Genomic DNA, 22,071 nt, shown 5'->3' with positions numbered 1-22,071 from the left:
TCAAGCCTCCGACTCTGGCGTGTTCAATTGGGCATAGGCCTGGCGGAACCGGCTGGAGCTGTCCAGCGGCGTATCGCCCGGTCGGGGTTGGTGCTCATGACGGTGGAAACCCTGGTTGGCCCGTTCGGCATTGCCCTGTTCTCCCAGGTAATCGCCGCCCACCGGCACCTCGAAGCTGATGCCGTTGGCCAGTTCGATGTGATAACGGCTGGTGGTGACGTGGTGGTCGACAGCGATCCGGCCAGTGGCGTCCATGACACCTTTTGCGGCCTGAACCCCATCGGCGAAGAGTGTGTAAGGCATGCCCTCCCACGGCTGAAAACCTGCGGCAGTGCTTTTCCCGACCGCCAATGCCAGCGTCTGACTGACCGAGCCCGTTGGCCACGCAGGATTGTCGCGGTTGAGTTGTGCCGGGCCCTTGAAGGTCTTTTTCACGCCCCTTACATCAATGGTGCCGGGTGCATGGATGTCGATGTTGCCGTCCTTGATGCGGATGTAGGCGCCACCGCTGGTCAGCAGGATTTCATCCTGGGCGGCAATCTCGACGGAACGCGCGGTCGACGTGATACGCACGCTGTCCTGGGCAGTGAGCTCGATGGCATCACTCTGTGCCTGTATTTCAATCTTGCCTTTGGCCGCAAACAGCCTGGCGCCCGCGGCCTTGGCGAACAGGCTGATGCTTTGAGCAACACTGGCCAGCAATGACTGGCCGCTGGCAAGGTTGATGTCCTCTCCGCTCGACAAGGTCAACTGCTTGCCACTATGAACGTGGGTATTTTGCGGCGTCGCGGTGACGATGTCGGCAGGCGCGGAAGCGATCAACAGCGGCTTGTGAAAGCCGGCCGTGCGACCACGGCCACCACTGCTGATCGCCGTATCGGTGTCGCCGCCATTGCGGGGTTGTCGTTGATTGCTGGTGAGGTGTTTGTCTTCACTGCCATAGTCCAGCCGGGTATCGACATCAAGTTGATCGAGGCTGTCGACACTTCCCTGCATCGGCAGGGCGTTGTGCTGGCGAGCGGCCTCGGACAGTGCCTTGACCCGCTCTTGTGCGTTCGTCAGTTGCGTCCGGGCTTCCTGGACATCGACCTGGCCGCCTTGCGCTTTGGTGCGTGGCCAGGTGCTGAGGTACAACCCTTGCTGCGCGCGCAAGGCACCGTAGGCATCGGTGCGTAACTCAAAACCTGTGCCCCGCAGGGCGCCACGCTGATTGCCCTGCTGATCGATCAGATAACCGAGGTTCAGCTGGCTGTGGCCATGGCTGCTGTGGATCTGGGTCCGTACCTGGCCGGTGGAGTCGTCCATCACCCATTGGTTGTAGCCAAGGCCTTTGATCTCCTGGCTCTTGTAACCACTCATCAACCCGCTGGAGTGCCAGGCGGGCTTGTGTCCGCCATAGACTTGCCCCATCACCAGGGGGCGGTCGATGTCGTTGTCGAGGAACGTCACCACGACCTCCTCCCCCGAGCGCGGCACGTTCACACTGCCCCAGCCCTCGCCACTGCTGGCCTGCATCATGCGCAGCCAACATGAGCCCAGCTCACCGTCCTTGAGCAGACGGTCCCAATGAAAGCGTACGCAGATGCGGTTGAGTTTGTCGGTAAAGACCTCGCGTCCGCTCGGGGTCACGACGACAGCGGTCTGTGGGCCGGGGTTGGCCGGTTTGGCATGGACGAAAGGGCTGCGATAGGCAATGTCCAGGCGCTGGGCCTCAAAGCGGTTCAGGTAGAAACCTTCGCTACCCACTGCATGCGTCGCCGGTCCCTGCTCGGATTCGAAAAGCGCTTTCAGGCTACCCGGCGGGCTGACGCGCTGCGTGCCGACCGGCAAGTTGCTCTGGACAAAAAACTCGACCGCGATGATCAGGAACTGGCGTTCCTTGACCGGCCTGTATTCGTACAACGGATGTTGGGTCAGCTCGAAGCCATGACCCGGTTGCATCTGGCGCACGCCACCTTGCCCATGGATGCGCCTGGCAGCCGATTCGTCCTGCTCAATCTGTACCCGGCTCAGCCAGTCACCACGGTCCGAATTTTGCCAGGCATATTGCCCGCGGTATTGATAACGCTCCAGCGCCGGTGGCGCCGAAGATGCAGGCAGCGCCGGGGTTCGGGTGATTTGTGATCGGGCGTGACAGAGGTAGTCGCTGCTGCTCGATTGCACCACGCCATTGAGCAATCGGGCCCCGGGGCTCCATTGGGTAATGCTGTCTTGTTGATCAGCGGCCTGTTGCGCATGAAAACGCAAGGCTGGCGGGTTCAAGGTCGGCAAAAAAATAACCGTGTCGGTGAAGACGATGCAGTGGCTATTGAGCGCATGCTCCACGTACCAGAACAAACCTTCCTGTTCGCACCAGCGCTGCACGAAATGGGCATCGGTCTCGTTGAACTGGGTGACGTAGGACAGCAGCGGATACTCCCGCGACAGTTCGAAGCGGTACGCGCCCCGTGCCTGGCTGTAGTGCTGGAACACCTGGGCGAGGATGTCGGGAAGACTCACTTCCTGCCAGATCCGGCAATCCACACGGTACTCCAGCAGGCTGAACCAGGGGGCGAAGACCAGTTGCCAGTCGTCCAGACCGCCATCACTTCCCAGGTAGCGAACGCTTTCCACCCAGCCATGCCTGGGGCTCAAGCTGCCGTCGTCCAGCTTGATGCTCAGTTGCACCGCCTGACCAATGAGCTGTTCCGGGTCGAACACCGTGGCCTGGTTGATCACGTCTACCGTGTATCGAGGCACCCGGCCCAACTGCTCCCGGGCATGGGCTCGCAATGCGAACAGCTCCTGCCCTTGGGGTGTCGTCAGTTGCAACAGGCGTCCAGCCTGGCTCAACGGCTGGGCAAACGCGGCCAATGCGTTGTCTGTGAATGAATTCACCGTTCAAACTCCCTGTATCTCAAGTCCATGAGGCTTCAACCGATCAGCCAACCCCGGGTCTGGTCGGATAACGTGCGATCCAATATCCACACGGCGCAGCCCGGCTCGGCACTTGCGGTCAGCCAGGCGAGGCCGATTTGCACCCACTGCTCAGTCACAGGTCCGAACCGGGCGCCGATTGCGTTGAGGCGAACCTGTCGCTCGAGGTCCAGGCCAGGCAAGACATTCCGGGCATATTCGCCGAGCTGACTGAAGCGGTTGCCACCCAGTGCGCCCTCCCCGATCAGCACGCTGACTCGCGCCGGATCGATGGCCGTGAGTTCGCACAGCCTTGTCATCAACAGCTCGAGGGTTTGCGTGTCGGTACGCGCCTGTGCAGCGCGCGCCGGATGATCCAGCTGGATCGGCGCAAACAGTTTCGGAGCGCTGTCGGTCCGCGGATCCATTTGTTTCGGTTGGCGGCGCAGTAACACCGCGCTGACCGCTTCGCCGGCCATCTCATCAGGTGCGCAACACGCCACCTGCTCCTTGCAGACCCAGGTGTCCAGACTCAGGCACAACAGGTACTGCGGCCCGGTACTTTGACCAAGGGCCTCGGGCAACCACTGCGCGGGGGGCCCCGTCTGCAGGTCAAAACCATGTAGCGGCATCAGCTCCCGAGGCCACAGGCTCACGGCTCGATCAACCCAGTCCATCGCACCAACGGCAGCTGGAGCGAACAACACGACCCGGGTGTTCGACCAGTCGATTGAGCCGCGCATTGTCGACGCCCATTTTTTCAGGGCGCCCTGCAGGATTTCACCGGAACGCCCAAGCGCCTCGACCGCTGGCCGCCCCTCGGCGGGAGTGGCCAGACGGCGAATGGGCCGGCGCAGTCCGCTGGCATCCAGCAGGCGCGGGTCGTGAGAGAAGTCGGCACGCATCCCTGCCAGTTCGCTCACCGGCAACGGTGCGTCATAGGCGCCGCAAGGCAGCCAGACCCAGGCCCGCGCAATGCTGACGCAGCTGGAGGTGAAATCCCCCACGGGAAATATCGCATCAGCCAGACGTTGCGCCTCCTGCGCCGCCAACCGGCGTTCGGAGATCCGATCGTAGATACTTCTTCGATATTCCATCTCTGTTCCTTAGAGAAGGCCAGTGTCCTTTTGCGTAGCTATCAGCCTTGCACCGCAGGAAGTCAGGTCACCTTCACGAGCAACCGCCCTGTCATCGACCAGCAGTGTTTCATCGCCACTTTCGATCATGCATTCCCCGTGCGGGCACAAGACTCGATCACCGACCCTCGCAACCGCGAGACCGTTGATATCCGTCCAGGGCGATCCTTCACACACCCGCCCTCCATCAGAGGTCGGGTCGTCGATAACGATGATGAGGCGCATGGTGAACTTCCGTGTTTGAACATGGGCAGGACATCAGTCCAAAACCGAGAGCAAATAAAGGAACTGCACGGTACTGACGGAAGCCGACCGTCTCAAGTCGGCACATTCCTCAAATCAAGTAGTCCGATTCCCAGGACCACGTGGGCCGTATCCCGAGTGCGAACCTGCCCGAGATCACGAAGGGCCTATTCACGAAAATGGATGCGTTGAGGTTGCAGACGGGGATGGAGCTAGGGGGATTGCGCAGGAGCTCTATCTGACGATTGCCGAGATCATTGCGTTTGCGTGGAGTTTGAAGGGGAAGTTTCCGGCGGGGCAGGATCCGGAAGCTCTGATGGTAGAGAAGGACATTACCGAGCGCGGGGACGACTACTGAGGATTCGAGGACGCCATCGCGGGCAAGCCCGCTCCCACAGGATTGGAGGTGTTCACAGATCTTGTAACCACAATCAAACCTTGTGGGAGCGGGCTTGCCCGCGAAGGGGATCTCAGGCCAATCGCAAAACTCAGTTCTTGTGAAGCTTGCTCATCAACTCCGCCTCAGCCTGGGTCAAGCCGCAAGACTGGGTCAGTTCGTTGACGCTGGCGCCCATCCCGACCAGTCGCGCCGCCTGGGCGAACGACAGGCTTGAGGGGTCGCGTTGTTCCAGTTGAGCGAGTTTGTCCGGCAACGGCGCAACGATCGCCCGCAGTTCATACAGGTCTTCGCCCATGCGCACATTGCCGTTCTGGTAGTCGTCGACATGCTTGGCCAGGTCCTTGATGCGCTGATCGCGCAGCGCATCTCCCTTGGCCTGTTGTGCAGCGATCTGCTTTTGACCGCGTATGTACGCCAGGAACATTGCCAGCGTGCCTGCCCAGAACAGGAACAGGACAATGACCGCCACCTCGAGAATCAATCAGATACTCTCCAGTTCCGACCATTCTTCTTCGCTCATCATCTTGTCGAGCTCGACCAGGATGAGCAATTCGTTGTTTTTGTTGCATACGCCTTGAATGAACTTGGCGGACTCTTCGTTACCCACGTTCGGCGCGGTTTCGATTTCCGACTGACGCAGGTAAACCACTTCGGCCACGCTGTCGACCATGATCCCGACCACCTGCTTGTCGGCTTCGATAATGACGATACGGGTGTTGTCGCTGATCTCGGCATTCATCAGGCCGAAGCGCTGGCGGGTGTCGATCACGGTGACGACGTTGCCGCGCAGGTTGATGATGCCCAGCACGTAGCTCGGGGCACCCGGGACCGGGGCGATTTCGGTGTAGCGCAGGACTTCCTGGACGCGCATCACGTTGATGCCGTAGGTCTCGTTGTCCAGCTTGAAGGTGACCCATTGCAGGATCGGATCTTCGGAACCCTTTGCCGCCGTTGCCTTGTCATTCATACCCTGCCCCCTCAAGAAACCGCCCTGGCGGTGTGTGTTCTGTGCAACATCATCAGAGTGACGTCGCCTGTTTTGTTTATTTGACTGATGTCGGTTTGTGGCCCGGCTTGCTGCCGGACATGTGCCGGGCTCCGCCGCTGGCGATCAACTCGGCCAGTGAGGCGACATCGAGCAAGGCGCACATGTGTTCAATCACCGTGCCGGCGAGCCATGGCCGCTGACCTCGGTGACTTCTCCATTTGATTTCATTCGGGTCCAGGCGCAACGAGCGGCTGACCTGATGCACCGCCAGCCCCCACTCGTAGCCCTGCACCGAGATCACGTATTGCAGGCCCTGCTTGAAATCGTCGCGGTAACGGTCGGGCATGACCCAACGCGCGGTATCGAGCACTTTGAGGTTGCCGGCCTGGCTCGGCAGGATGCCCAGGAACCACTCCGGCTGGCCGAACAACGGCGTCAATTCGTGACCGGCCAGGGAGTAGATCGACCCCAGGCACACCAGCGGCACTGCCAGGGTCAAGCCGGCGACATCGAACAGCAGGCATTCGAAGGGTTCGGCAGCCCAGGACGGACGACCATCGGTTTCCACCGGTGGCGGCGTATTGCTCGGCGGCAGATGCACTTCGACGACTGGCGGCACCAGCGCCGCAGGCTCCTCAATGACTGGAGCCACCAGGGTTTGCAACAGCGACGCAAGGGTCGATACCGGCGCCAGAACGGGTTCCGGGGCTTCGACCACGGCTACGGGAGTCTTTGCCAAAGGCGCGACAGCCGGAGCGGCAGCCACTGCGGTTTTCTGTGCATCCAGGGCCTGCTCTTCGAGCACCGCGGCCTGGAACTCGTCCAGCACGGCTTGCTCTTCGATGACATTCACCGCTTCGACAACCTCGACCAACGCCTCGATCTCCGGCGTCATCTCTTCGGTTGCGTCTTGCAGCAGGTTGTCCAGGTACGACTGCAACGCCAGTTGCGGCCGCGATGTCGTCTTCATCGGCCGATTCATTGGCACACCTGCGCGGGCGCTACGGGAATTGGGTTCATGTCACGCTACCTGCGTAACAAGTTGCGCCGCCAGCATATGCTTGAGCAACGCGCGGTAAGCGAGAACGCCACGGCTCTTGCCGTCGAATTGCGAAGGCGTCAGACCGGCGCGGCTGGCATCGCGCAGACGCGTGTCCACCGGGATGTAGCCCTGCCAGATTTCCTCGGGGTATTTGTCGCGCAACACGCGCAAGGTTCCGAGGGACGCCTGGGTGCGTCGGTCAAACAGGGTCGGCACGATGGTGAAGGGCAACGCCTGTTTGCGCGAACGGTTGATCATCGCCAGGGTGTTGACCATGCGCTCCAGGCCCTTGACCGCCAGGTGTTCGGTCTGCACCGGGATCACCAGTTGCTGGCTCGCCGCCAAGGCATTGACCATCAGTACGCCGAGCAATGGCGGGCTGTCGATCACGGCGTAATCGAAGTCCTGCCACAGTTGCGCCAGGCTCTTGGCAATCACCAGGCCCAAACCACTCTGCCCGGGCGACTGGCGCTCAAGGGTGGCCAGCGCGGTGCTGGACGGCAACAGGGAAATGCGTTCGTCACTGGTCGACAGCAGCAGTTGACCCGGCAGGCCTTGCGGCACGCTGCCCTTGTGCAGGAACAGGTCGTAGCTGCTGTGCTCCAGGGCGTCGGGGTCGTAGCCGAAGTAGCTGGTCATGGAGCCGTGGGGGTCGAGATCGACCACGACCACGCGCTTGCCCGCCTCCGCCAGTAAACCGGCTAAAGCGATGGAGGAAGTGGTTTTACCGACACCACCCTTTTGATTGGCGACTGCCCAGACTCTCATTCGGATTGTTCCTCCCGGCCGAATGGATCGACCGAGAAATAGCTCAACGTGTTAATGCCGGTGCCGGAGAATTGACGGCGCTCTCTCGTACCGGCGACTTGACCGGGGTCGGTGCAGTTTGTGTGCCAGCACGCTTCAACGCGGCATCCGGTTGCGCATGGGCGGTTCCGGTGCCGGTCAGGCTGCGGCGAACATCGAGGTTGCGCGACACCACCAGCACCACGCGACGGTTGCGCGCGCGGCCTTCAGCGGTGGCGTTGTTGGCCACCGGCTGAAACTCGCCGTAGCCCACCGAAGCCAGGCGACCGGGGTTCACCCCTTGCATCGCCAGCATGCGCACGATGCTGGCCGAGCGCGCCGAGGACAGCTCCCAGTTGGTCGGGTACTGCGCGGTGCGGATCGGTTGATCGTCGGTGAAACCTTCGACATGGATCGGGTTGTCGAACGGTTTCAGGATCGCCGCGACCTTGTCGATGATGTTGAACGCGATGTCGCTGGGCATAGCATCGCCGCTGCCGAACAACAGGCTGGAATTGAGCTCGATCTCGACCCACAACTCATTGCCGCGCACGGTCATCTGGTTGGAGCTGATCAGGTCACCAAACGCCGCGCTGATGTCGTCGGCGATGCTCTTGAGCGGATCGCTGGCGCCGGAGACGCCGGCATCGACCTGGTCACTGTCCTTGACCAGTGGCTTGGCCGGGGTCACGGTCTTCGGCCGCTCGTCACCGATGGGGATCGGCTTGAGCGAACGATCGGAATCGGTAAAGACCCCGATCAGCGCTTCGGAAATGACCTTGTACTTTCCTTCGTTGATCGAAGAGATGGAGTACATCACCACGAAAAAGGCGAACAGCAAGGTGATGAAGTCGGCGTAGGAAACCAGCCAACGTTCATGGTTTACATGTTCTTCCTGATGTCGACGACGAGCCATAGTCCATTACCCCCCATCAATCCATGAAGCCCTGAAGCTTCAACTCAATGGAGCGTGGGTTTTCACCTTCGGCGATCGACAGGAGCCCTTCCAGCAACATTTCGCGATAACGCGACTGGCGCAACGCAATGGATTTGAGTTTGGCGGCGATCGGCAGCAGCACCAGGTTGGCACTGGCCACACCGTAGATAGTGGCGACGAACGCCACGGCAATACCGCTGCCCAGCTGCGATGGATCAGCGAGGTTGCCCATGACATGAATCAGGCCCATGACCGCACCGATGATGCCGATGGTCGGCGCGTAACCACCCATGCTTTCGAAGACTTTGGCCGCTTCGATGTCGCGGCTTTCCTGGGTGTAGAAGTCCACTTCCAGAATGCTGCGGATCGCTTCCGGCTCGGCGCCATCCACCAGCAGTTGCAGGCCTTTGCGCGCGTAGTTGTCGGGCTCGGCGTCGGCGACGCCTTCAAGGCCCAGCAGGCCTTCCTTGCGGGCGGTCAGGCTCCAGTTCACCACGCGGTCGATGCCACCGGCCAGGTCGACACGGGGCGGGAACAGGATCCAGGCGAGGATCTGCATGGCGCGCTTGAAGGCGCTCATCGGCGATTGCAGGAGCGCGGCGCCAATGGTGCCGCCGAGCACGATCAGCGCGGCCGGGCCGTTGGCCAGGGCGCCGAGATGACCGCCTTCAAGGTAGTTGCCGCCGATGATCGCGACAAAGGCCATGATGATGCCAATCAGGCTTAGAACATCCATCAGATACAGGCCTCGACCAGGTGCTTGCCAATGTCGTCCAGGCTGTACACCGCGTCGGCGAGTTCGGCTTTGACGATGGCCATCGGCATGCCGTAGATCACGCAACTGGCTTCGTCTTGCGCCCAGATCGAACTGCCGCCCTGCTTGAGCAGGCGCGCGCCTTCGCGACCGTCGGCGCCCATGCCGGTCAACACCACCGCCAGAACTTTGTCACCGAAGGTCTTGGCTGCCGAACCGAAGGTGATGTCCACGCACGGCTTGTAATTGAGACGTTCGTCACCCGGGAGGATTTTCACCGCGCCGCGGCCGTCGATCATCATCTGCTTGCCACCCGGCGCCAGCAGCGCCAGGCCTGGACGCAGGATGTCGCCATCCTCGGCTTCCTTGACGCTGATGCGGCAGAGCTTGTCCAGGCGCTCGGCGAAGGCCTTGGTGAAGGCGGCCGGCATGTGTTGGACGAGCACGATCGGGGCCGGGAAGTTGGCCGGCAATTGGGTCAACACCCGCTGCAGGGCAACCGGGCCGCCGGTAGACGTACCGATGGCCACCAGTTTGTAGGCTTTGCGCTTCGGCGCAGGCGAGGACGCAGTAGCCGCATGCGTACGCGCAGGGATCGGTGTCGGTGCCGGACGTACGGGCGTGCTGCTGCCGTAACTGCCGATGCTCGCAGGCGCAGGCGTCGGGGCTGGTGCAGCAACAGGTGCCGGAGCGTTGTAGGCACTGATTCGACGATTGCTGCGCGAGATGCTGAGGATCTTCTCGCACAGCAGTTGCTTGACCTTCTCGGGGTTGCGCGAGATGTCTTCGAAATTCTTCGGCAGGAAGTCCACCGCGCCGGCATCCAGCGCATCGAGGGTGACCCGGGCGCCTTCGTGGGTCAGCGAGGAGAACATCAAGACCGGGGTCGGGCAGCGCTGCATGATGTGCCGCACGGCGGTGATGCCGTCCATCATCGGCATCTCGTAGTCCATGGTGATCACGTCGGGCTTGAGGGCCAGCGCCTGATCAATCGCCTCTTTGCCGTTGGTCGCCGTACCGACGACCTGGATATTGGAATCCGCTGAAAGAATTTCCGAGACGCGGCGGCGGAAAAACCCCGAATCGTCCACCACCAGGACTTTGACTGCCATAAACACTCCATTAGATGGAGCGAGGCCAGGCGCCCCGCTCCACCAGAATCAAATACGCCGTGTGGCGTAACGCTTGAGCATGCTCGGAACATCGAGAATCAGCGCGATGCGGCCGTCACCGGTGATGGTGGCGCCGGACATGCCCGGCGTTCCCTGGAGCATTTTGCCCAATGGCTTGATGACTACTTCTTCCTGGCCCACCAGCTGATCGACGACAAAGCCGATCCGCTGCGTGCCCACCGAAAGGATCACCACATGGCCCTCGCGTTGCTCTTCGTGAGCGGCGGAGCGGACCAGCCAGCGTTTGAGATAGAACAATGGCAGCGCCTTGTCCCGCACGATCACCACTTCCTGGCCGTCCACGACGTTGGTGGTCGACAGGTCGAGGTGGAAGATCTCGTTGACGTTCACCAGCGGGAACGCGAACGCCTGGTTGCCGAGCATGACCATCAGCGTCGGCATGATCGCCAGGGTCAGCGGCACCTTGATGACGATCTTCGAACCCTGGCCCTTGGCCGAGTAGATGTTGATCGAGCCGTTGAGCTGGGAAATCTTGGTTTTCACCACGTCCATGCCCACACCGCGACCCGATACGTCGGAGATCTCGGTCTTGGTCGAGAAACCCGGGGCGAAGATCAGGTTGTAGCATTCGGTGTCGCTCAGGCGATCGGCGGCATCCTTGTCCATCACACCGCGTTTTACCGCGATGGAACGCAGGACGTTCGGATCCATGCCTTTGCCGTCATCGGAGATCGACAGCAGGATGTGATCGCCTTCCTGCTCGGCCGCCAGGATCACCTTGCCGCCACGGGACTTGCCCGAGGCTTCGCGTTCTTCCGGTGACTCGATGCCGTGGTCGACCGCGTTGCGCACCAAGTGGACCAGCGGGTCGGCCAGGGCCTCGACGAGGTTCTTGTCGAGGTCGGTTTCTTCGCCGACCAGTTCCAGATTGATCTCTTTCTTGAGCTGGCGGGCCAGGTCGCGAACCAGGCGCGGGAAGCGCCCGAAGACTTTCTTGATCGGCTGCATCCGGGTCTTCATGACCGCGGTCTGCAGGTCGGCGGTGACCACGTCGAGGTTCGACACGGCCTTGGACATGGCTTCGTCGCCGCTGTTGAGTCCCAGGCGGACCAGGCGGTTACGCACCAGCACCAACTCGCCGACCATGTTCATGATCTCGTCGAGACGCGCGGTATCGACACGCACGGTAGTCTCGGCTTCGCTCGCCGGTTTTTCCGCAGGAGGCGCGGCCGGGGCGCGGGCAGCAGCCGGTGCAGCGGCGGCTGCCGGGGCCGGCGCTTCGGCTTTTGGCTCCGGTGCCCTGGCTACAGGTTTCGGCGCCGCAGCCTTGGCTGCCGGTGCTGCAACGGAAGCGTTCGAACCGTTGGCCACCGTCGCGGTGCCGACTTCGCTGAATTTGCCTTTGCCGTGCAATTCGTCGAGCAGCGCTTCGAACTCGTGATCGGAAATCAGATCGCTGCCGGCCGCCACCGCGCTTGGTGCCGCGGGTGCAGGCACCGAAGCAATGGCCGACTCCAGCGCCTCGACAGCAAAGTTACCCTTGCCGTGCAGCTGGTCGAGCAGTGCTTCGAATTCGTCGTCAGTAATATCGGAACTGTCGCCGGCCGCTTTCGGCGCTTCTGGCGCAGCCGGTGCCGGGACCACTGCATCGACGGCGAACTGGCCTTTACCGTGCAGTTGATCGAGCAACGACTCGAACTCGGCATCGGTGATTTCATCGCTGCCAGCGGCATGGCTGGCGGGCGCTGGAGCAGCCGCCGGAGCCTCGGCCTGGGCCTTGACGGCGTTCAGCGAGTCCAGCAATTGTTCGAATTCATTGTCGGTGATATCGCCCGATTCGGCTTCAGCAACAGGCGTTTCGAGCACGGCGGCGACAGGTGCAGCAGCCACCTCATCAGCCGATTGCGGCTCGGCCAGACGGGCCAGCGCCGCGAGCAGTTGCGGTGTCGCGGCCGTGATCGGGCTGCGTTCGCGGACTTCGCTGAACATGCTGTTCACCGCGTCCAGTGCTTCGAGAACCACGTCCATCAGTTCCGAGTCGACGCGACGTTCACCCTTGCGCAGGATGTCGAACACGTTCTCGGCGATGTGGCAGCACTCCACCAGCTCGTTGAGCTGGAGGAAGCCGGCGCCCCCTTTTACAGTGTGAAAACCGCGAAAAATTGCATTGAGCAGATCCGCGTCATCCGGACGGCTTTCCAGCTCGACCAGTTGCTCGGACAGTTGCTCTAGAATCTCGCCGGCCTCAACCAGGAAATCCTGAAGGATCTCTTCATCGGCGCCGAAGCTCATTAAGGGGGTGCTCCTACAGGTCTAAAAACCCAAAAAACCTAAAATTCTAAAACTCTAAAATCCCAGGCTGGATAACAAATCGTCCACATCGTCCTGACCGGACACAACGTCTTCTCTTTTATCGGCATGAATCTGCGGACCTTCACCCTGAGAGAGATGTTTTTGTGGATCTTTTTCAGCAAGCATCGCTTCACGGTCATGTTCGATGCCCGCAAAGCGGTCCACCTGACTGGCCATCAGCACGAGCTTGAGCAGGTTGCTTTCAACTTCGGTGACCAACTGGGTCACACGCTTGATCACCTGGCCTGTGAGGTCCTGGTAATCCTGGGCGAGCAGGATGTCGTTGAGGTTGCCCGACACCGCGCGATTGTCCGTGCCGCTGCGCGTCAGGAACCCGTCGACCCGCCGGGCCAGTTCACGAAACTCTTCGGCGCCGACTTCGCGACGCATGAAACGCCCCCAGTCCGCGCTCAACACCTTGGCTTCATCGGCCAGGCCATTGACCAGCGGCGTGGCACTTTCCACCAGATCCATGGTGCGGTTGGCCGCCGCCTCGGTCAGCTTGACCACATACCCCAGGCGCTCGGTGGCGTCGGTGATCTGCGACACTTCTTCGGCTTGCGGCATGTGCGGGTCAATCTGGAAATTGACGATCGCGCTATGCAGTTCGCGAGTGAGCTTGCCCACTTCCTGATACAGGCCGCGGTCACGGGTCTGGTTGAGCTCATGGATCAATTGCACCGCGTCGCCGAACTTGCCTTTTTCAAGGCTCTCGACCAATTCGACGGCGTGTTTTTTCAGGGTCGATTCAAAATCGCCCAATGAAGTTTCGTTATTGCCCATAGCTCCCCCGTGGCGCACTCATCAACCGATGCGTTCGAAAATCTTCTCGATTTTTTCTTTCAACGCCTGGGCCGTGAAGGGCTTGACCACATAGCCGTTAACGCCGGCCTGGGCCGCTTCGATGATCTGCTCGCGCTTGGCCTCAGCGGTCACCATCAGCACCGGCAGGTGCTTGAGCTTTTCATCGGCACGCACGTGGCGCAGCAGATCGATACCGGTCATGCCAGGCATGTTCCAGTCCGTTACCAGAAAGTCGATGCTTCCGCTGTTGAGCACCGGAATGGCGGTAGTGCCATCGTCGGCCTCGACGGTGTTGGTGAACCCAAGGTCACGCAGCAGGTTCTTGATGATCCGCCGCATCGTTGAGAAGTCATCAACGATGAGGATTTTCATGTTCTTGTCCAATTCGACCTCCAAGCAGTCTTAAACGCGCCCAGCACCTGGACGCGCCATTTCAATCAATCCGGCAATGCACTCAATGACTGTCTGGAGCACAACAGATCGCGACCGGCGCAGTTCAACACCACACCAGCCTCGTTCGCAGTGTCCCCCACACTGCCTTCAGCGCGCTCGCCACTCCCCCAAACGCCCCCGCAAACGGGCCGCGCACTGGCTGTGTAACTGGCTGACCCGCGATTCGCTGACCCCCAGGACCTCACCGATTTCCTTGAGGTTCAACTCTTCGTCGTAGTACAGCGCCAACACCAGTCGCTCACGCTCCGGCAAATTGGCAATCGCGTCCGCCAGCGCAGCCTGGAAGCGTTCATCTTCCAGATCGCGTGACGGCTCGAGATGAGCACTCGCGCCATCCTCATGCAGCCCTTCGTGTTCGCCGTCCTGCAACAGATCGTCGAAACTGAATAACCGGCTGCCCAGGGTGTCGTTCAAAATCCCGTAGTAATCGTCGAGACTCAATTGGAGTTCGGCCGCAACTTCGTGATCTTTAGCGTCACGGCCGGTTTTAGCTTCAATCGAGCGAATGGCATCGCTGACCATGCGCGTATTGCGGTGGACCGAACGTGGCGCCCAGTCCCCCTTGCGCACTTCATCGAGCATGGCGCCGCGGATTCGTATGCCCGCGTACGTCTCGAAACTGGCGCCTTTGCTGGCGTCATATTTGGTCGACACTTCAAGCAGGCCGATCATCCCGGCCTGGATCAGGTCTTCGACCTGGACACTGGCCGGCAAGCGCGCCAGCAAGTGGTAAGCAATGCGTTTAACCAGCGGCGCGTAACGCTCGATCAGCTCGTACTGCGCATCGCGTGCCGACTTCTTGTAGAGGTTGTAGCCGCTGGCTGTCATAGAACAGGTCCTGCTGTCTGCTGCACGAGCCGCTCGACGAAAAACTCCAGGTGCCCGCGCGGGTTGGCAGGCAGCGGCCAGGTATCGACTTTCTGCGCGATGGCCTTGAACGCCAGCGAGCACTTGGAACGCGGGAAGGCCTCGTAGACGGCGCGCTGCTTCTGCACGGCCTTGCGCACGCTTTCGTCGTAGGGCACCGCGCCGACGTATTGTAGGGCGACGTCGAGGAAGCGATCCGTGACTTTGGTCAACTTGGCGAACAGGTTGCGCCCTTCCTGCGGACTCTGGGCCATGTTGGCCAGGACGCGGAAACGGTTCATGCCGTAGTCGCGGTTGAGCAACTTGATCAAGGCGTAGGCGTCAGTAATCGAGGTCGGTTCGTCGCACACCACCAGTAGTACTTCCTGGGCGGCGCGAACGAAACTGACGACCGACTCACCAATGCCCGCAGCGGTGTCGATCACCAATACGTCGAGGTTGTCGCCGATATCACTGAAGGCCTGGATCAGGCCGGCGTGTTGCGCGGGGCTCAGATGCACCATGCTCTGAGTGCCGGATGCGGCCGGAACGATACGGATGCCGCCGGGTCCCTGCAGCAATACATCGCGCAGTTCGCAGCGGCCTTCGATCACGTCGGCCAGGGTACGTTTGGGTGTCAGGCCCAGCAGAACGTCGACGTTCGCCAGTCCAAGGTCGGCGTCCAACAGCATGACGCGCCGGCCAAGCTCGGCCAAAGCCAGGGACAAGTTCACTGACACATTAGTTTTCCCGACGCCACCTTTGCCGCCGGTCACCGCGATCACCTGTACGGGATGCATGCTGCCCATGTTATTTCTTTACCTTGTCTTGCATAGACGGAGGCCACATTACTGGCTGCGCGTTCACAAACGGAACAATGCATGGCAGACCATCGATGTAGGTACAAAAACTGTTCATTATTACCTCAGCCAACCTGCTTGGTCGGGCTGTGGTAGATGTCAGCGAACATGTCAGCCATGGCTTCTTCGCTGGGTTCTTCCTGCATTTGCACGCTCACGGCGCGGCTGACCAACTGGTGACGACGCGGCAGATGCAAATCATCCGGGATCCGCGGGCCATCGGTCAGGTAAGCCACCGGCAGTTCATGACTGATGGCAAGGCTCAACACCTCGCCCAGACTTGCCGTTTCATCCAGTTTAGTCAGGATGCAGCCTGCGAGCCCACAACGCTTGTAACTGTGATAAGCGGCCGTTAGAACCTGTTTCTGGCTGGTGGTTGCCAGGACCAGATAATTTTTCGAGCGGATGCCACGTCCGGCCAGGCTTTCGAGCTGCATGCGCAGGGCCGGATCGCTGGCCTGCAGGCCGGCGGTATCGATCAGCACCACGCGTTTGCGCAGCAGTGGCTCCAAGGCCTGCACCAGGGACTGGCCCGGATCGACGTGGGTCACCGACACATTGAGAATGCGCCCCAGGGTCTTGAGCTGCTCCTGGGCACCGATGCGAAAGCTGTCCATGCTCACCAGCGCAATGTTCTGCGCGCCGTACTTGAGCACGTAACGGGCAGCCAACTTGGCCAGGGTTGTGGTCTTGCCCATGCCGGCAGGGCCGACCATAGCGATCACACCGCCCTCTTCCAGCGGCTCGACTTCCGGGGTAACGATCATGCGCGCCAGGTGCGCCAGCAACATGCGCCAGGCCTGACGGGGCTCTTCGATTTCTGTGATCATCGCCAGCAGGTCGCGCGACAACGGGCCAGACAGGCCGATGCGCTGCAGGCGACGCCAGAGGTTGGCCTGGTCCGGACGGCTGCCTTGCAGCTGATTCCAGGCCAGGGAGCCAAGTTGTACTTCCATGAGTTCGCGCAGGCTGTTGAGCTCGAAACGCATCGAGTCGAACGCGCGCGGGTCCACGCCACCGGACGCTGGGGCAGCGGCCGCCACGGGGCGACGGGGTTCGGCGTAAGTCGGCTCGATCAGCGGCTCGGCGGCGGTCAACGGCAAGCCGGCGAACAACTGGCGATTGGTTGCATTGTCGCTCTCGCCATCGCCACGCAGGCTCAATTCGGCCTGGGCGGTGACGATCCGCGACTGAGTCTTGCGCAGCTCGTCTTCGAGTTCCATGTTCGGAACGCGCGGAGCCAGCGCCGACAGCTTGTAATCCAGGGCAGCTGTAAGCTCGACACCCCCGGCGATCCGGCGGTTGCCAATGATGGCGGCATCAGCGCCCAGCTCGTCGCGAACCAGCTTCATGGCCTGACGCATATCGGCGGCGAAAAAACGCTTAACTTGCATAAACCACTACCTCAGCCGTTGGGCCCTACTGTCGCAACGATGGTCACTTGCTTGTTGTCAGGGATTTCCTGGTAAGCCAACACGTGCAAACCCGGGACTGCGAGCCGGCCAAATCGCGAGAGCATCGCGCGAACCGGACCGGCCACCAGCAGAATCACCGGCTGACCTTGCATCTCCTGGCGCTGCGCCGCGTCGATCAACGAACGTTGCAGCTTCTCAGCCATGCTTGGCTCCAGCAGAACGCCCTCCTCCGAGCCTTGTCCTGCCTTTTGCAGACTATTGAGCAATATCTGTTCCAACCTTGGCTCCAGGGTGATAACTGGCAGCTCCGACTCAGTGCCTACAATGCTTTGCACGATTGCACGGGAGACGCCAACCCGCACGGCAGCCACCAGCGCGGCGGTATCTTGACTCTTGGCGGCATTGTTGGCGATGGCCTCGGCAATGCTGCGGATGTCGCGCACCGGCACTTGTTCGGCCAACAGCGCTTGCAACACCTTGAGCAACTGCGACAGCGAAACCACGCCAGGCACCAGCTCCTCGGCCAGTTTCGGCGAGCTTTTGGCCAGCAATTGCATGAGGTGCTGCACTTCTTCGTGACCGATCAGTTCACTGGAATGCTTGTAGAGTATCTGGTTCAAGTGGGTAGCCACTACTGTACTGGCATCGACCACCGTATAACCGAGGGATTGCGCCTGGGCGCGCTGGCTGATTTCGATCCAGACTGCCTCCAGGCCGAAAGCCGGATCTTTGGCGGTAATGCCATTGAGCGTGCCGTAGACCTGCCCCGGGTTGATCGCCAGTTCGCGATCCGGGTAAATCTCCGCTTCGGCCAGGATCACACCCATGAGGGTCAAGCGATAGGCGCTTGGTGCCAGGTCGAGGTTGTCGCGGATATGCACCGTGGGCATCAGGAAGCCCAGATCCTGGGACAGCTTCTTGCGCACCCCCTTGATCCGCGCCAGCAACTGACCGCCCTGGTTGCGGTCCACCAACGGAATCAGGCGATAACCCACTTCCAGACCGATCATGTCGATCGGGGTCACGTCATCCCAGCCAAGCTCCTTGGTTTCCTGGGCGCGGGCCGGCGACGGCAGCAACTCCTGCTGACGCTTGACCTCTTGCAGGGCCTGCACCTTGGCGACGTTCTGCTTTTTCCAGAACAGGTAAGCGCCACCAGCCGCCAGGGCCGCCATGCTCAGGAACGAGAAGTGCGGCATGCCGGGCACCAGGCCCATGACCGCCATCATGCCTGCCGCCACCGCCAGCGCCTTGGGCGAGGCGAACATCTGGCGATTGATTTGCTTGCCCATGTCTTCCGAACCGGACGCACGGGTCACCATGATCGCCGCAGCTGTCGATAACAACAGTGATGGCAATTGCGCCACCAAACCGTCACCAATGGTCAACAGCGCATACACCTTGCCGGCGTCGCCGAAGGTCATACCGTGCTGGAAGATACCGACCGCCATGCCGCCGATCAGGTTGATGAACAGGATCAGCAGGCCGGCGATGGCGTCACCACGAACGAATTTGCTGGCACCGTCCATGGAGCCGTAGAACTCGGCTTCCTGGGCCACTTCCGAACGACGGGCCTTGGCCTGGGCCTGATCGATCAGGCCGGCGTTGAGGTCGGCGTCGATCGCCATTTGCTTGCCGGGCATCGCATCGAGGGTGAAACGCGCGCTCACCTCGGAAATCCGCCCCGCACCCTTGGTCACCACGACGAAGTTGATGATCATCAAGATCGCGAAGACCACGATACCGACCACGTAGTTACCGCCGATCACCACCTCGCCGAACGCCTGGATCACCTTGCCGGCGGCCGCGTGACCGTCCTGGCCGTGGAGCATCACCACCCGGGTGGAGGCCACGTTCAACGCCAGGCGCAACAGCGTTGCCACCAGCAGAATGGTCGGGAACACCGCGAAATCCAGCGGCCGCAGGGCGTAGACGCACACCAGCAGCACGACGATGGACAGTGCAATGTTGAAGGTGAAGAACACGTCGAGCAGGAACGGCGGGATCGGCAACATCATCATCGCCAACATGACCAGCAGCAACAGCGGCACGCCCAGATTGCCTCGACTGAGGTCGGCAACGTTTGTGCGGGCACTGTTGATTAACTGAGAGCGATCCACCGGTTTTCCCCGTTCCTTTGAAGCAAACTTTTGACGCCTGAAGCAGGCTCGGGGCGGGTACTGCAAGAAGCCTTCCAACTTTTGCAGAGCCAGGTAACAGAGGGGTTTTGTAGGATTCTGTGGGAGCGAGCTTGCTCGCGATGGCGGCGTGTCAGTCGACGCAAATTGTGCCTGTGCGGGCGCTATCACGAGCAAGCTCGCTCCCACACTGATCGATATCGAAATCAGGAATCGCGGCGCAGATCCGGCGGAATCGGCAGGTCATCCTTGAGCGGATCCGGGCGCTTGCCCTTGCCTGCCCGGTACTGTCGAATCTGATAAACGTAAGCCAGCACCTGCGCAACCGCCAGATATAGCCCGCCGGGAATTTCCTGCTCAAGCTCGGTGGAGTAGTAGATCGACCGCGCCGGCGCCGGGGACTCCAGCAGCAGGATCTCGTTGGCCGCCGCGATTTCGCGGATCTTCAGGGCCAGGAAGTCGCTACCCTTGGCCAACAATACCGGCGCATTACCCTTTTCCGGGTCGTATTTGAGCGCCACGGCGTAGTGGGTCGGGTTGGTGATGACCACGTCGGCCTCGGGAATGGCGGCCATCATCCGGCGCTGGGACATCTCGCGTTGCTGATCGCCATGTCCAAGGGCTCATGGGCGATGCGCAGCAGGTCATCGATGTCCGACGACAATACCGCCAGCACCACGAACAGGATGATGATGAACTTGGCCAGGGCCTTGAGCAGTTCGACCAGCGACTTGGTGGAGAAAATGCGTTTGAGGCCGGGACCGGGGTTCAAACGGCTGAACTTGAGCGCTATGGAACTCGCCGCGAACAGCCAACCGCCCAGGGAAATCGGGCCGATGATGGCGGCCAGCACCAAGGTGATCATCATCGGCTGGATCGACCATTTTGCCAGAGAACGGATTGCTGAAATTCAGGGTGAAAAACAATTACTCGGCGGTCAGAATCTGCTCAGGGAGAATGGCGCCGAGTTGCAACTCGCTGCCTACCATGTAACGCATGCGCTTGCGCACCGGCACTCCACCGATCTCCACTGTTTCAGCTTCCGTATAGCCAAAAATGACGACCGAAGCAGGAGCAAGCATCGGCATCGGCTTCGGCATCTGAGATGAATGCCCCTGCATTACATTGAGCGACCAATCAAATGTAATGAGCGGCAAATCCTTCACGTAAATCGGCGCACCGTCCTCCCAACGAAAATCCCGACGAACAGTCACTTCCAACTGTCCACCGACAAGCCGAAAGTCTGGCTTGCCGTATCGGTGCTCCAGCCCTCCGGTCGACCAAGCATCCATGTAGTATTCGGGACTGGCGAAGACCTTGAACAGATCTGCGCTACTCCTGATACCACCAGCGGCAGAGAAAAAGTAATTGTAGGAGTAGTGATAAGCCAGCCCACCCAGCTCCGGCCTGATCGCATTGACCGGATTATCCAGATACCCCGGAAGAAACTGATTGCTCATGTGCAAGAAATGCACGAAGTCCAGCGACATTCTGAAAGTAACCGCATAACTGAGCATTCGCTCGTCATTCTGCTCAAGGGTGCCGGAAACAAACGTCAACGCCATCCCTTCGAGCCGCCGATAATCCACCGTCATGACCTACTCCTTACCTATCATCAGTAAGACAGGTAACAGCTGACAGGCCCTGCGCCTGACAGCAACCTGTCGAGGGCCATGGAATAGCAAGACAGCACTCGGGGTCTACTGTCATAACTGACAGGTCTGTGGAACTTTCAGACCAACGGTTGGATCAGCGATCGCGCCGCAAATCCGGCGGAATCGGCAAATCATCCTTGAGCGGATCCGGACGCTTGCCCTTGCCCGCCCGATACTGTCGAATCTGGTAGACGTAAGCCAGCACCTGCGCAACCGCCAGGTAGAGTCCGCCGGGAATTTCCTGTTCAAGCTCGGTGGAGTAGTAAATCGACCGCGCCAGCGCCGGGGACTCCAGCAGCAGGATCTCGTTAGCCGCCGCGATTTCACGAATCTTCAGCGCCAGGAAGTCGCTGCCCTTGGCAATCAACATCGGCGCGCCGCTCTTGTCCGGGTCGTACTTGAGGGCTACGGCGTAATGGGTCGGGTTGGTGATGACTACGTCGGCGTCGGGAATGGCCGCCATCATCCGCCGCTGAGACATTTCGCGCTGGAGCTGACGAATGCGCTGCTTGACCTCAGGTCGGCCTTCCTGGTCCTTGTGCTCGTCGCGCACTTCCTGCTTGGTCATTTTCAGTTTCTTGATACTTTCCCAGAGCTGGATCGGCACGTCGACAGCCGCGATGATGATCAAGCCGCAGGCCATCCACAGGGTGCTCCAGCCAACCACTTGCAGGCTGTGGATGATCGCCCGGTCCAGCGGCTCATGGGCGATGCGCAGCAGGTCGTCGATGTCCGCCGACAACACCAACAGCGCCACGAACAATACGATGAAAAACTTCGCCAGGGCTTTGAGCAGTTCGGCAATGGCCTTGGCCGAGAACATGCGCTTGAGGCCAGCGCCGGGGTTCATCCGGCTGAATTTGGGGGCCATGGTGCCGGCGGAAAACAGCCAGCCACCGAGGGAGATCGGACCGATCAACGCCGCCAGCAACAAGGTGATCATCACCGGCTGAATCGCCAGCAAGGCGATCTGCCCCGAGCGCAGCAGGTAGGTACCCATCGCCCGCTGATCCAGCACCACCTCTCGCGACAGGGAAAAGTTCAGGCGCATCAGCTCCATCATGTCCTCGGCCAGCGCCCCACCGAACACCAACAGCGCGCCAGCACCGGCGAGCATGATCGCCAGGGTATTGAGCTCCTTGGAACGGGCGATCTCACCCTTCTCCCGGGCGTCCTTTTTCTTTTTCTCCGTGGGGTCTTCTGTTTTGTCCTGACCGCTTTCGCTCTCAGCCAT

The 22,071-nt window shown here is 60.7% G+C and carries 19 protein-coding genes and 2 pseudogenes; 1 reads left to right on the top strand and 20 read right to left on the bottom strand.

Annotated elements, in window-relative coordinates:
• From AC3IX1_RS08050 to AC3IX1_RS08040, 3 genes are read right to left on the bottom strand one after another with little or no spacing between them, the layout of a single operon-like run.
• Nucleotides 1–2,877: a type VI secretion system Vgr family protein gene (locus AC3IX1_RS08050; protein ID WP_489387778.1), complete on the bottom strand. Its 2,877-nt coding sequence runs from the start codon at nt 2,875–2,877 to the stop codon at nt 1–3.
• A 35-nt stretch (nt 2,878–2,912) separates the two neighbouring features.
• On the bottom strand, nt 2,913–3,992 hold the full coding sequence (locus tag AC3IX1_RS08045; protein ID WP_489387777.1) for a hypothetical protein: 1,080 nt from the start codon (nt 3,990–3,992) through the stop codon (nt 2,913–2,915).
• Nucleotides 3,993–4,001: 9 nt separating this feature from the next.
• Entirely contained in the window at nt 4,002–4,256 is a 255-nt protein-coding gene (locus AC3IX1_RS08040) for a PAAR domain-containing protein (RefSeq protein WP_489387776.1), read from the bottom strand.
• A 166-nt stretch (nt 4,257–4,422) separates the two neighbouring features.
• On the opposite strand from AC3IX1_RS08040, the pseudogene AC3IX1_RS08035 reads away from it, so the two are divergent.
• Nucleotides 4,423–4,632: pseudogene (locus AC3IX1_RS08035) on the top strand (EscU/YscU/HrcU family type III secretion system export apparatus switch protein); the annotation flags it as partial.
• A 130-nt stretch (nt 4,633–4,762) separates the two neighbouring features.
• On the opposite strand, the gene AC3IX1_RS08030 reads toward AC3IX1_RS08035, so the two are convergent.
• The 17 genes and pseudogenes from AC3IX1_RS08030 to flhB all read right to left on the bottom strand — a co-directional run bounded on the left by AC3IX1_RS08030 (nt 4,763) and on the right by flhB (nt 22,071).
• Nucleotides 4,763–5,155 carry a DUF2802 domain-containing protein gene (locus tag AC3IX1_RS08030; RefSeq protein WP_489327151.1) on the bottom strand — a complete coding sequence of 131 codons (393 nt, stop codon included), beginning with the start codon at nt 5,153–5,155 and terminating at the stop codon, nt 4,763–4,765.
• Nucleotides 5,156–5,641 (bottom strand): chemotaxis protein CheW, encoded by a 486-nt coding sequence (locus AC3IX1_RS08025; protein ID WP_007980742.1) that lies wholly within the window; start codon nt 5,639–5,641, stop codon nt 5,156–5,158.
• 76 nt (nt 5,642–5,717) lie between these two features.
• Nucleotides 5,718–6,644 carry a CheW domain-containing protein gene (locus tag AC3IX1_RS08020; protein ID WP_489387775.1) on the bottom strand — a complete coding sequence of 309 codons (927 nt, stop codon included), beginning with the start codon at nt 6,642–6,644 and terminating at the stop codon, nt 5,718–5,720.
• A gap of 39 nt (nt 6,645–6,683) precedes the next feature.
• Nucleotides 6,684–7,472 carry a ParA family protein gene (locus AC3IX1_RS08015; protein ID WP_489387774.1) on the bottom strand — a complete coding sequence of 263 codons (789 nt, stop codon included), beginning with the start codon at nt 7,470–7,472 and terminating at the stop codon, nt 6,684–6,686.
• A gap of 43 nt (nt 7,473–7,515) precedes the next feature.
• The gene (gene motD / locus AC3IX1_RS08010) at nt 7,516–8,406 is read right to left on the bottom strand and encodes a flagellar motor protein MotD (RefSeq protein WP_489387773.1); all 891 of its coding nucleotides are present in this window, start codon (nt 8,404–8,406) and stop codon (nt 7,516–7,518) included.
• 16 nt (nt 8,407–8,422) lie between these two features.
• The gene (locus AC3IX1_RS08005; protein ID WP_489387772.1) at nt 8,423–9,163 is read right to left on the bottom strand and encodes a flagellar motor protein; all 741 of its coding nucleotides are present in this window, start codon (nt 9,161–9,163) and stop codon (nt 8,423–8,425) included.
• Nucleotides 9,163–10,293: a protein-glutamate methylesterase/protein-glutamine glutaminase gene (locus AC3IX1_RS08000; protein WP_489387771.1), complete on the bottom strand. Its 1,131-nt coding sequence runs from the start codon at nt 10,291–10,293 to the stop codon at nt 9,163–9,165. Before AC3IX1_RS08000 ends, AC3IX1_RS08005 begins: the two co-directional genes overlap by 1 nt.
• Before the next feature lie 48 nt (nt 10,294–10,341).
• Nucleotides 10,342–12,606, bottom strand: a complete 2,265-nt coding sequence (locus tag AC3IX1_RS07995) for a chemotaxis protein CheA (protein ID WP_489387770.1) — start codon at nt 12,604–12,606, stop codon at nt 10,342–10,344.
• A gap of 54 nt (nt 12,607–12,660) precedes the next feature.
• Entirely contained in the window at nt 12,661–13,449 is a 789-nt protein-coding gene (locus AC3IX1_RS07990; protein WP_008052267.1) for a protein phosphatase CheZ, read from the bottom strand.
• A 21-nt stretch (nt 13,450–13,470) separates the two neighbouring features.
• Complete coding sequence (locus tag AC3IX1_RS07985) at nt 13,471–13,842, bottom strand: chemotaxis response regulator CheY (protein ID WP_003183998.1); 372 nt, start codon at nt 13,840–13,842, stop codon at nt 13,471–13,473.
• Between the two features lie 168 nt (nt 13,843–14,010).
• Nucleotides 14,011–14,751, bottom strand: coding sequence for an RNA polymerase sigma factor FliA (gene fliA, locus AC3IX1_RS07980; RefSeq protein ID WP_007894214.1), 741 nt, complete (start codon nt 14,749–14,751; stop codon nt 14,011–14,013).
• The gene (gene fleN, locus AC3IX1_RS07975; RefSeq protein ID WP_007975361.1) at nt 14,748–15,578 is read right to left on the bottom strand and encodes a flagellar synthesis regulator FleN; all 831 of its coding nucleotides are present in this window, start codon (nt 15,576–15,578) and stop codon (nt 14,748–14,750) included. The genes fliA and fleN overlap by 4 nt, the downstream gene beginning before the upstream one ends.
• 116 nt (nt 15,579–15,694) lie before the next feature.
• The gene (gene flhF, locus AC3IX1_RS07970) at nt 15,695–17,023 is read right to left on the bottom strand and encodes a flagellar biosynthesis GTPase FlhF (protein ID WP_489387769.1); all 1,329 of its coding nucleotides are present in this window, start codon (nt 17,021–17,023) and stop codon (nt 15,695–15,697) included.
• 11 nt (nt 17,024–17,034) lie between these two features.
• The gene (gene flhA, locus AC3IX1_RS07965) at nt 17,035–19,164 is read right to left on the bottom strand and encodes a flagellar biosynthesis protein FlhA (protein ID WP_489387768.1); all 2,130 of its coding nucleotides are present in this window, start codon (nt 19,162–19,164) and stop codon (nt 17,035–17,037) included.
• A gap of 224 nt (nt 19,165–19,388) precedes the next feature.
• A pseudogene (locus AC3IX1_RS07960) lies at nt 19,389–20,074 on the bottom strand (EscU/YscU/HrcU family type III secretion system export apparatus switch protein); the annotation flags it as partial.
• 34 nt (nt 20,075–20,108) lie between these two features.
• Entirely contained in the window at nt 20,109–20,777 is a 669-nt protein-coding gene (locus AC3IX1_RS07955; RefSeq protein ID WP_489387767.1) for a hypothetical protein, read from the bottom strand.
• Between the two features lie 154 nt (nt 20,778–20,931).
• Nucleotides 20,932–22,071, bottom strand: coding sequence for a flagellar biosynthesis protein FlhB (gene flhB, locus AC3IX1_RS07950; RefSeq protein WP_489387766.1), 1,140 nt, complete (start codon nt 22,069–22,071; stop codon nt 20,932–20,934).

This window comes from Pseudomonas sp. KH_046_2, from assembly GCF_057838985.1.
The sequence above is the reverse complement of the archived record's forward strand: the minus strand, read 5'-3'. Positions and strand labels throughout refer to the sequence as shown.

Coding starts and splice junctions, on each gene's coding strand:
- AC3IX1_RS08045 (WP_489387777.1), bottom strand. CDS start 3,992: ATGGAATATCGAAGAAGTATCTACGATCGGATCTCCGAACGCCGGTTG.
- AC3IX1_RS08040 (WP_489387776.1), bottom strand. CDS start 4,256: ATGCGCCTCATCATCGTTATCGACGACCCGACCTCTGATGGAGGGCGG.
- AC3IX1_RS08025 (WP_007980742.1), bottom strand. CDS start 5,641: ATGAATGACAAGGCAACGGCGGCAAAGGGTTCCGAAGATCCGATCCTG.
- AC3IX1_RS08020 (WP_489387775.1), bottom strand. CDS start 6,644: ATGAATCGGCCGATGAAGACGACATCGCGGCCGCAACTGGCGTTGCAG.
- AC3IX1_RS08015 (WP_489387774.1), bottom strand. CDS start 7,472: ATGAGAGTCTGGGCAGTCGCCAATCAAAAGGGTGGTGTCGGTAAAACC.
- motD (WP_489387773.1), bottom strand. CDS start 8,406: ATGGCTCGTCGTCGACATCAGGAAGAACATGTAAACCATGAACGTTGG.
- AC3IX1_RS08005 (WP_489387772.1), bottom strand. CDS start 9,163: ATGGATGTTCTAAGCCTGATTGGCATCATCATGGCCTTTGTCGCGATC.
- AC3IX1_RS08000 (WP_489387771.1), bottom strand. CDS start 10,293: ATGGCAGTCAAAGTCCTGGTGGTGGACGATTCGGGGTTTTTCCGCCGC.
- AC3IX1_RS07995 (WP_489387770.1), bottom strand. CDS start 12,606: ATGAGCTTCGGCGCCGATGAAGAGATCCTTCAGGATTTCCTGGTTGAG.
- AC3IX1_RS07990 (WP_008052267.1), bottom strand. CDS start 13,449: ATGGGCAATAACGAAACTTCATTGGGCGATTTTGAATCGACCCTGAAA.
- AC3IX1_RS07985 (WP_003183998.1), bottom strand. CDS start 13,842: ATGAAAATCCTCATCGTTGATGACTTCTCAACGATGCGGCGGATCATC.
- fliA (WP_007894214.1), bottom strand. CDS start 14,751: ATGACAGCCAGCGGCTACAACCTCTACAAGAAGTCGGCACGCGATGCG.
- fleN (WP_007975361.1), bottom strand. CDS start 15,578: ATGGGCAGCATGCATCCCGTACAGGTGATCGCGGTGACCGGCGGCAAA.
- flhF (WP_489387769.1), bottom strand. CDS start 17,023: ATGCAAGTTAAGCGTTTTTTCGCCGCCGATATGCGTCAGGCCATGAAG.
- AC3IX1_RS07955 (WP_489387767.1), bottom strand. CDS start 20,777: ATGACGGTGGATTATCGGCGGCTCGAAGGGATGGCGTTGACGTTTGTT.
- flhB (WP_489387766.1), bottom strand. CDS start 22,071: ATGGCTGAGAGCGAAAGCGGTCAGGACAAAACAGAAGACCCCACGGAG.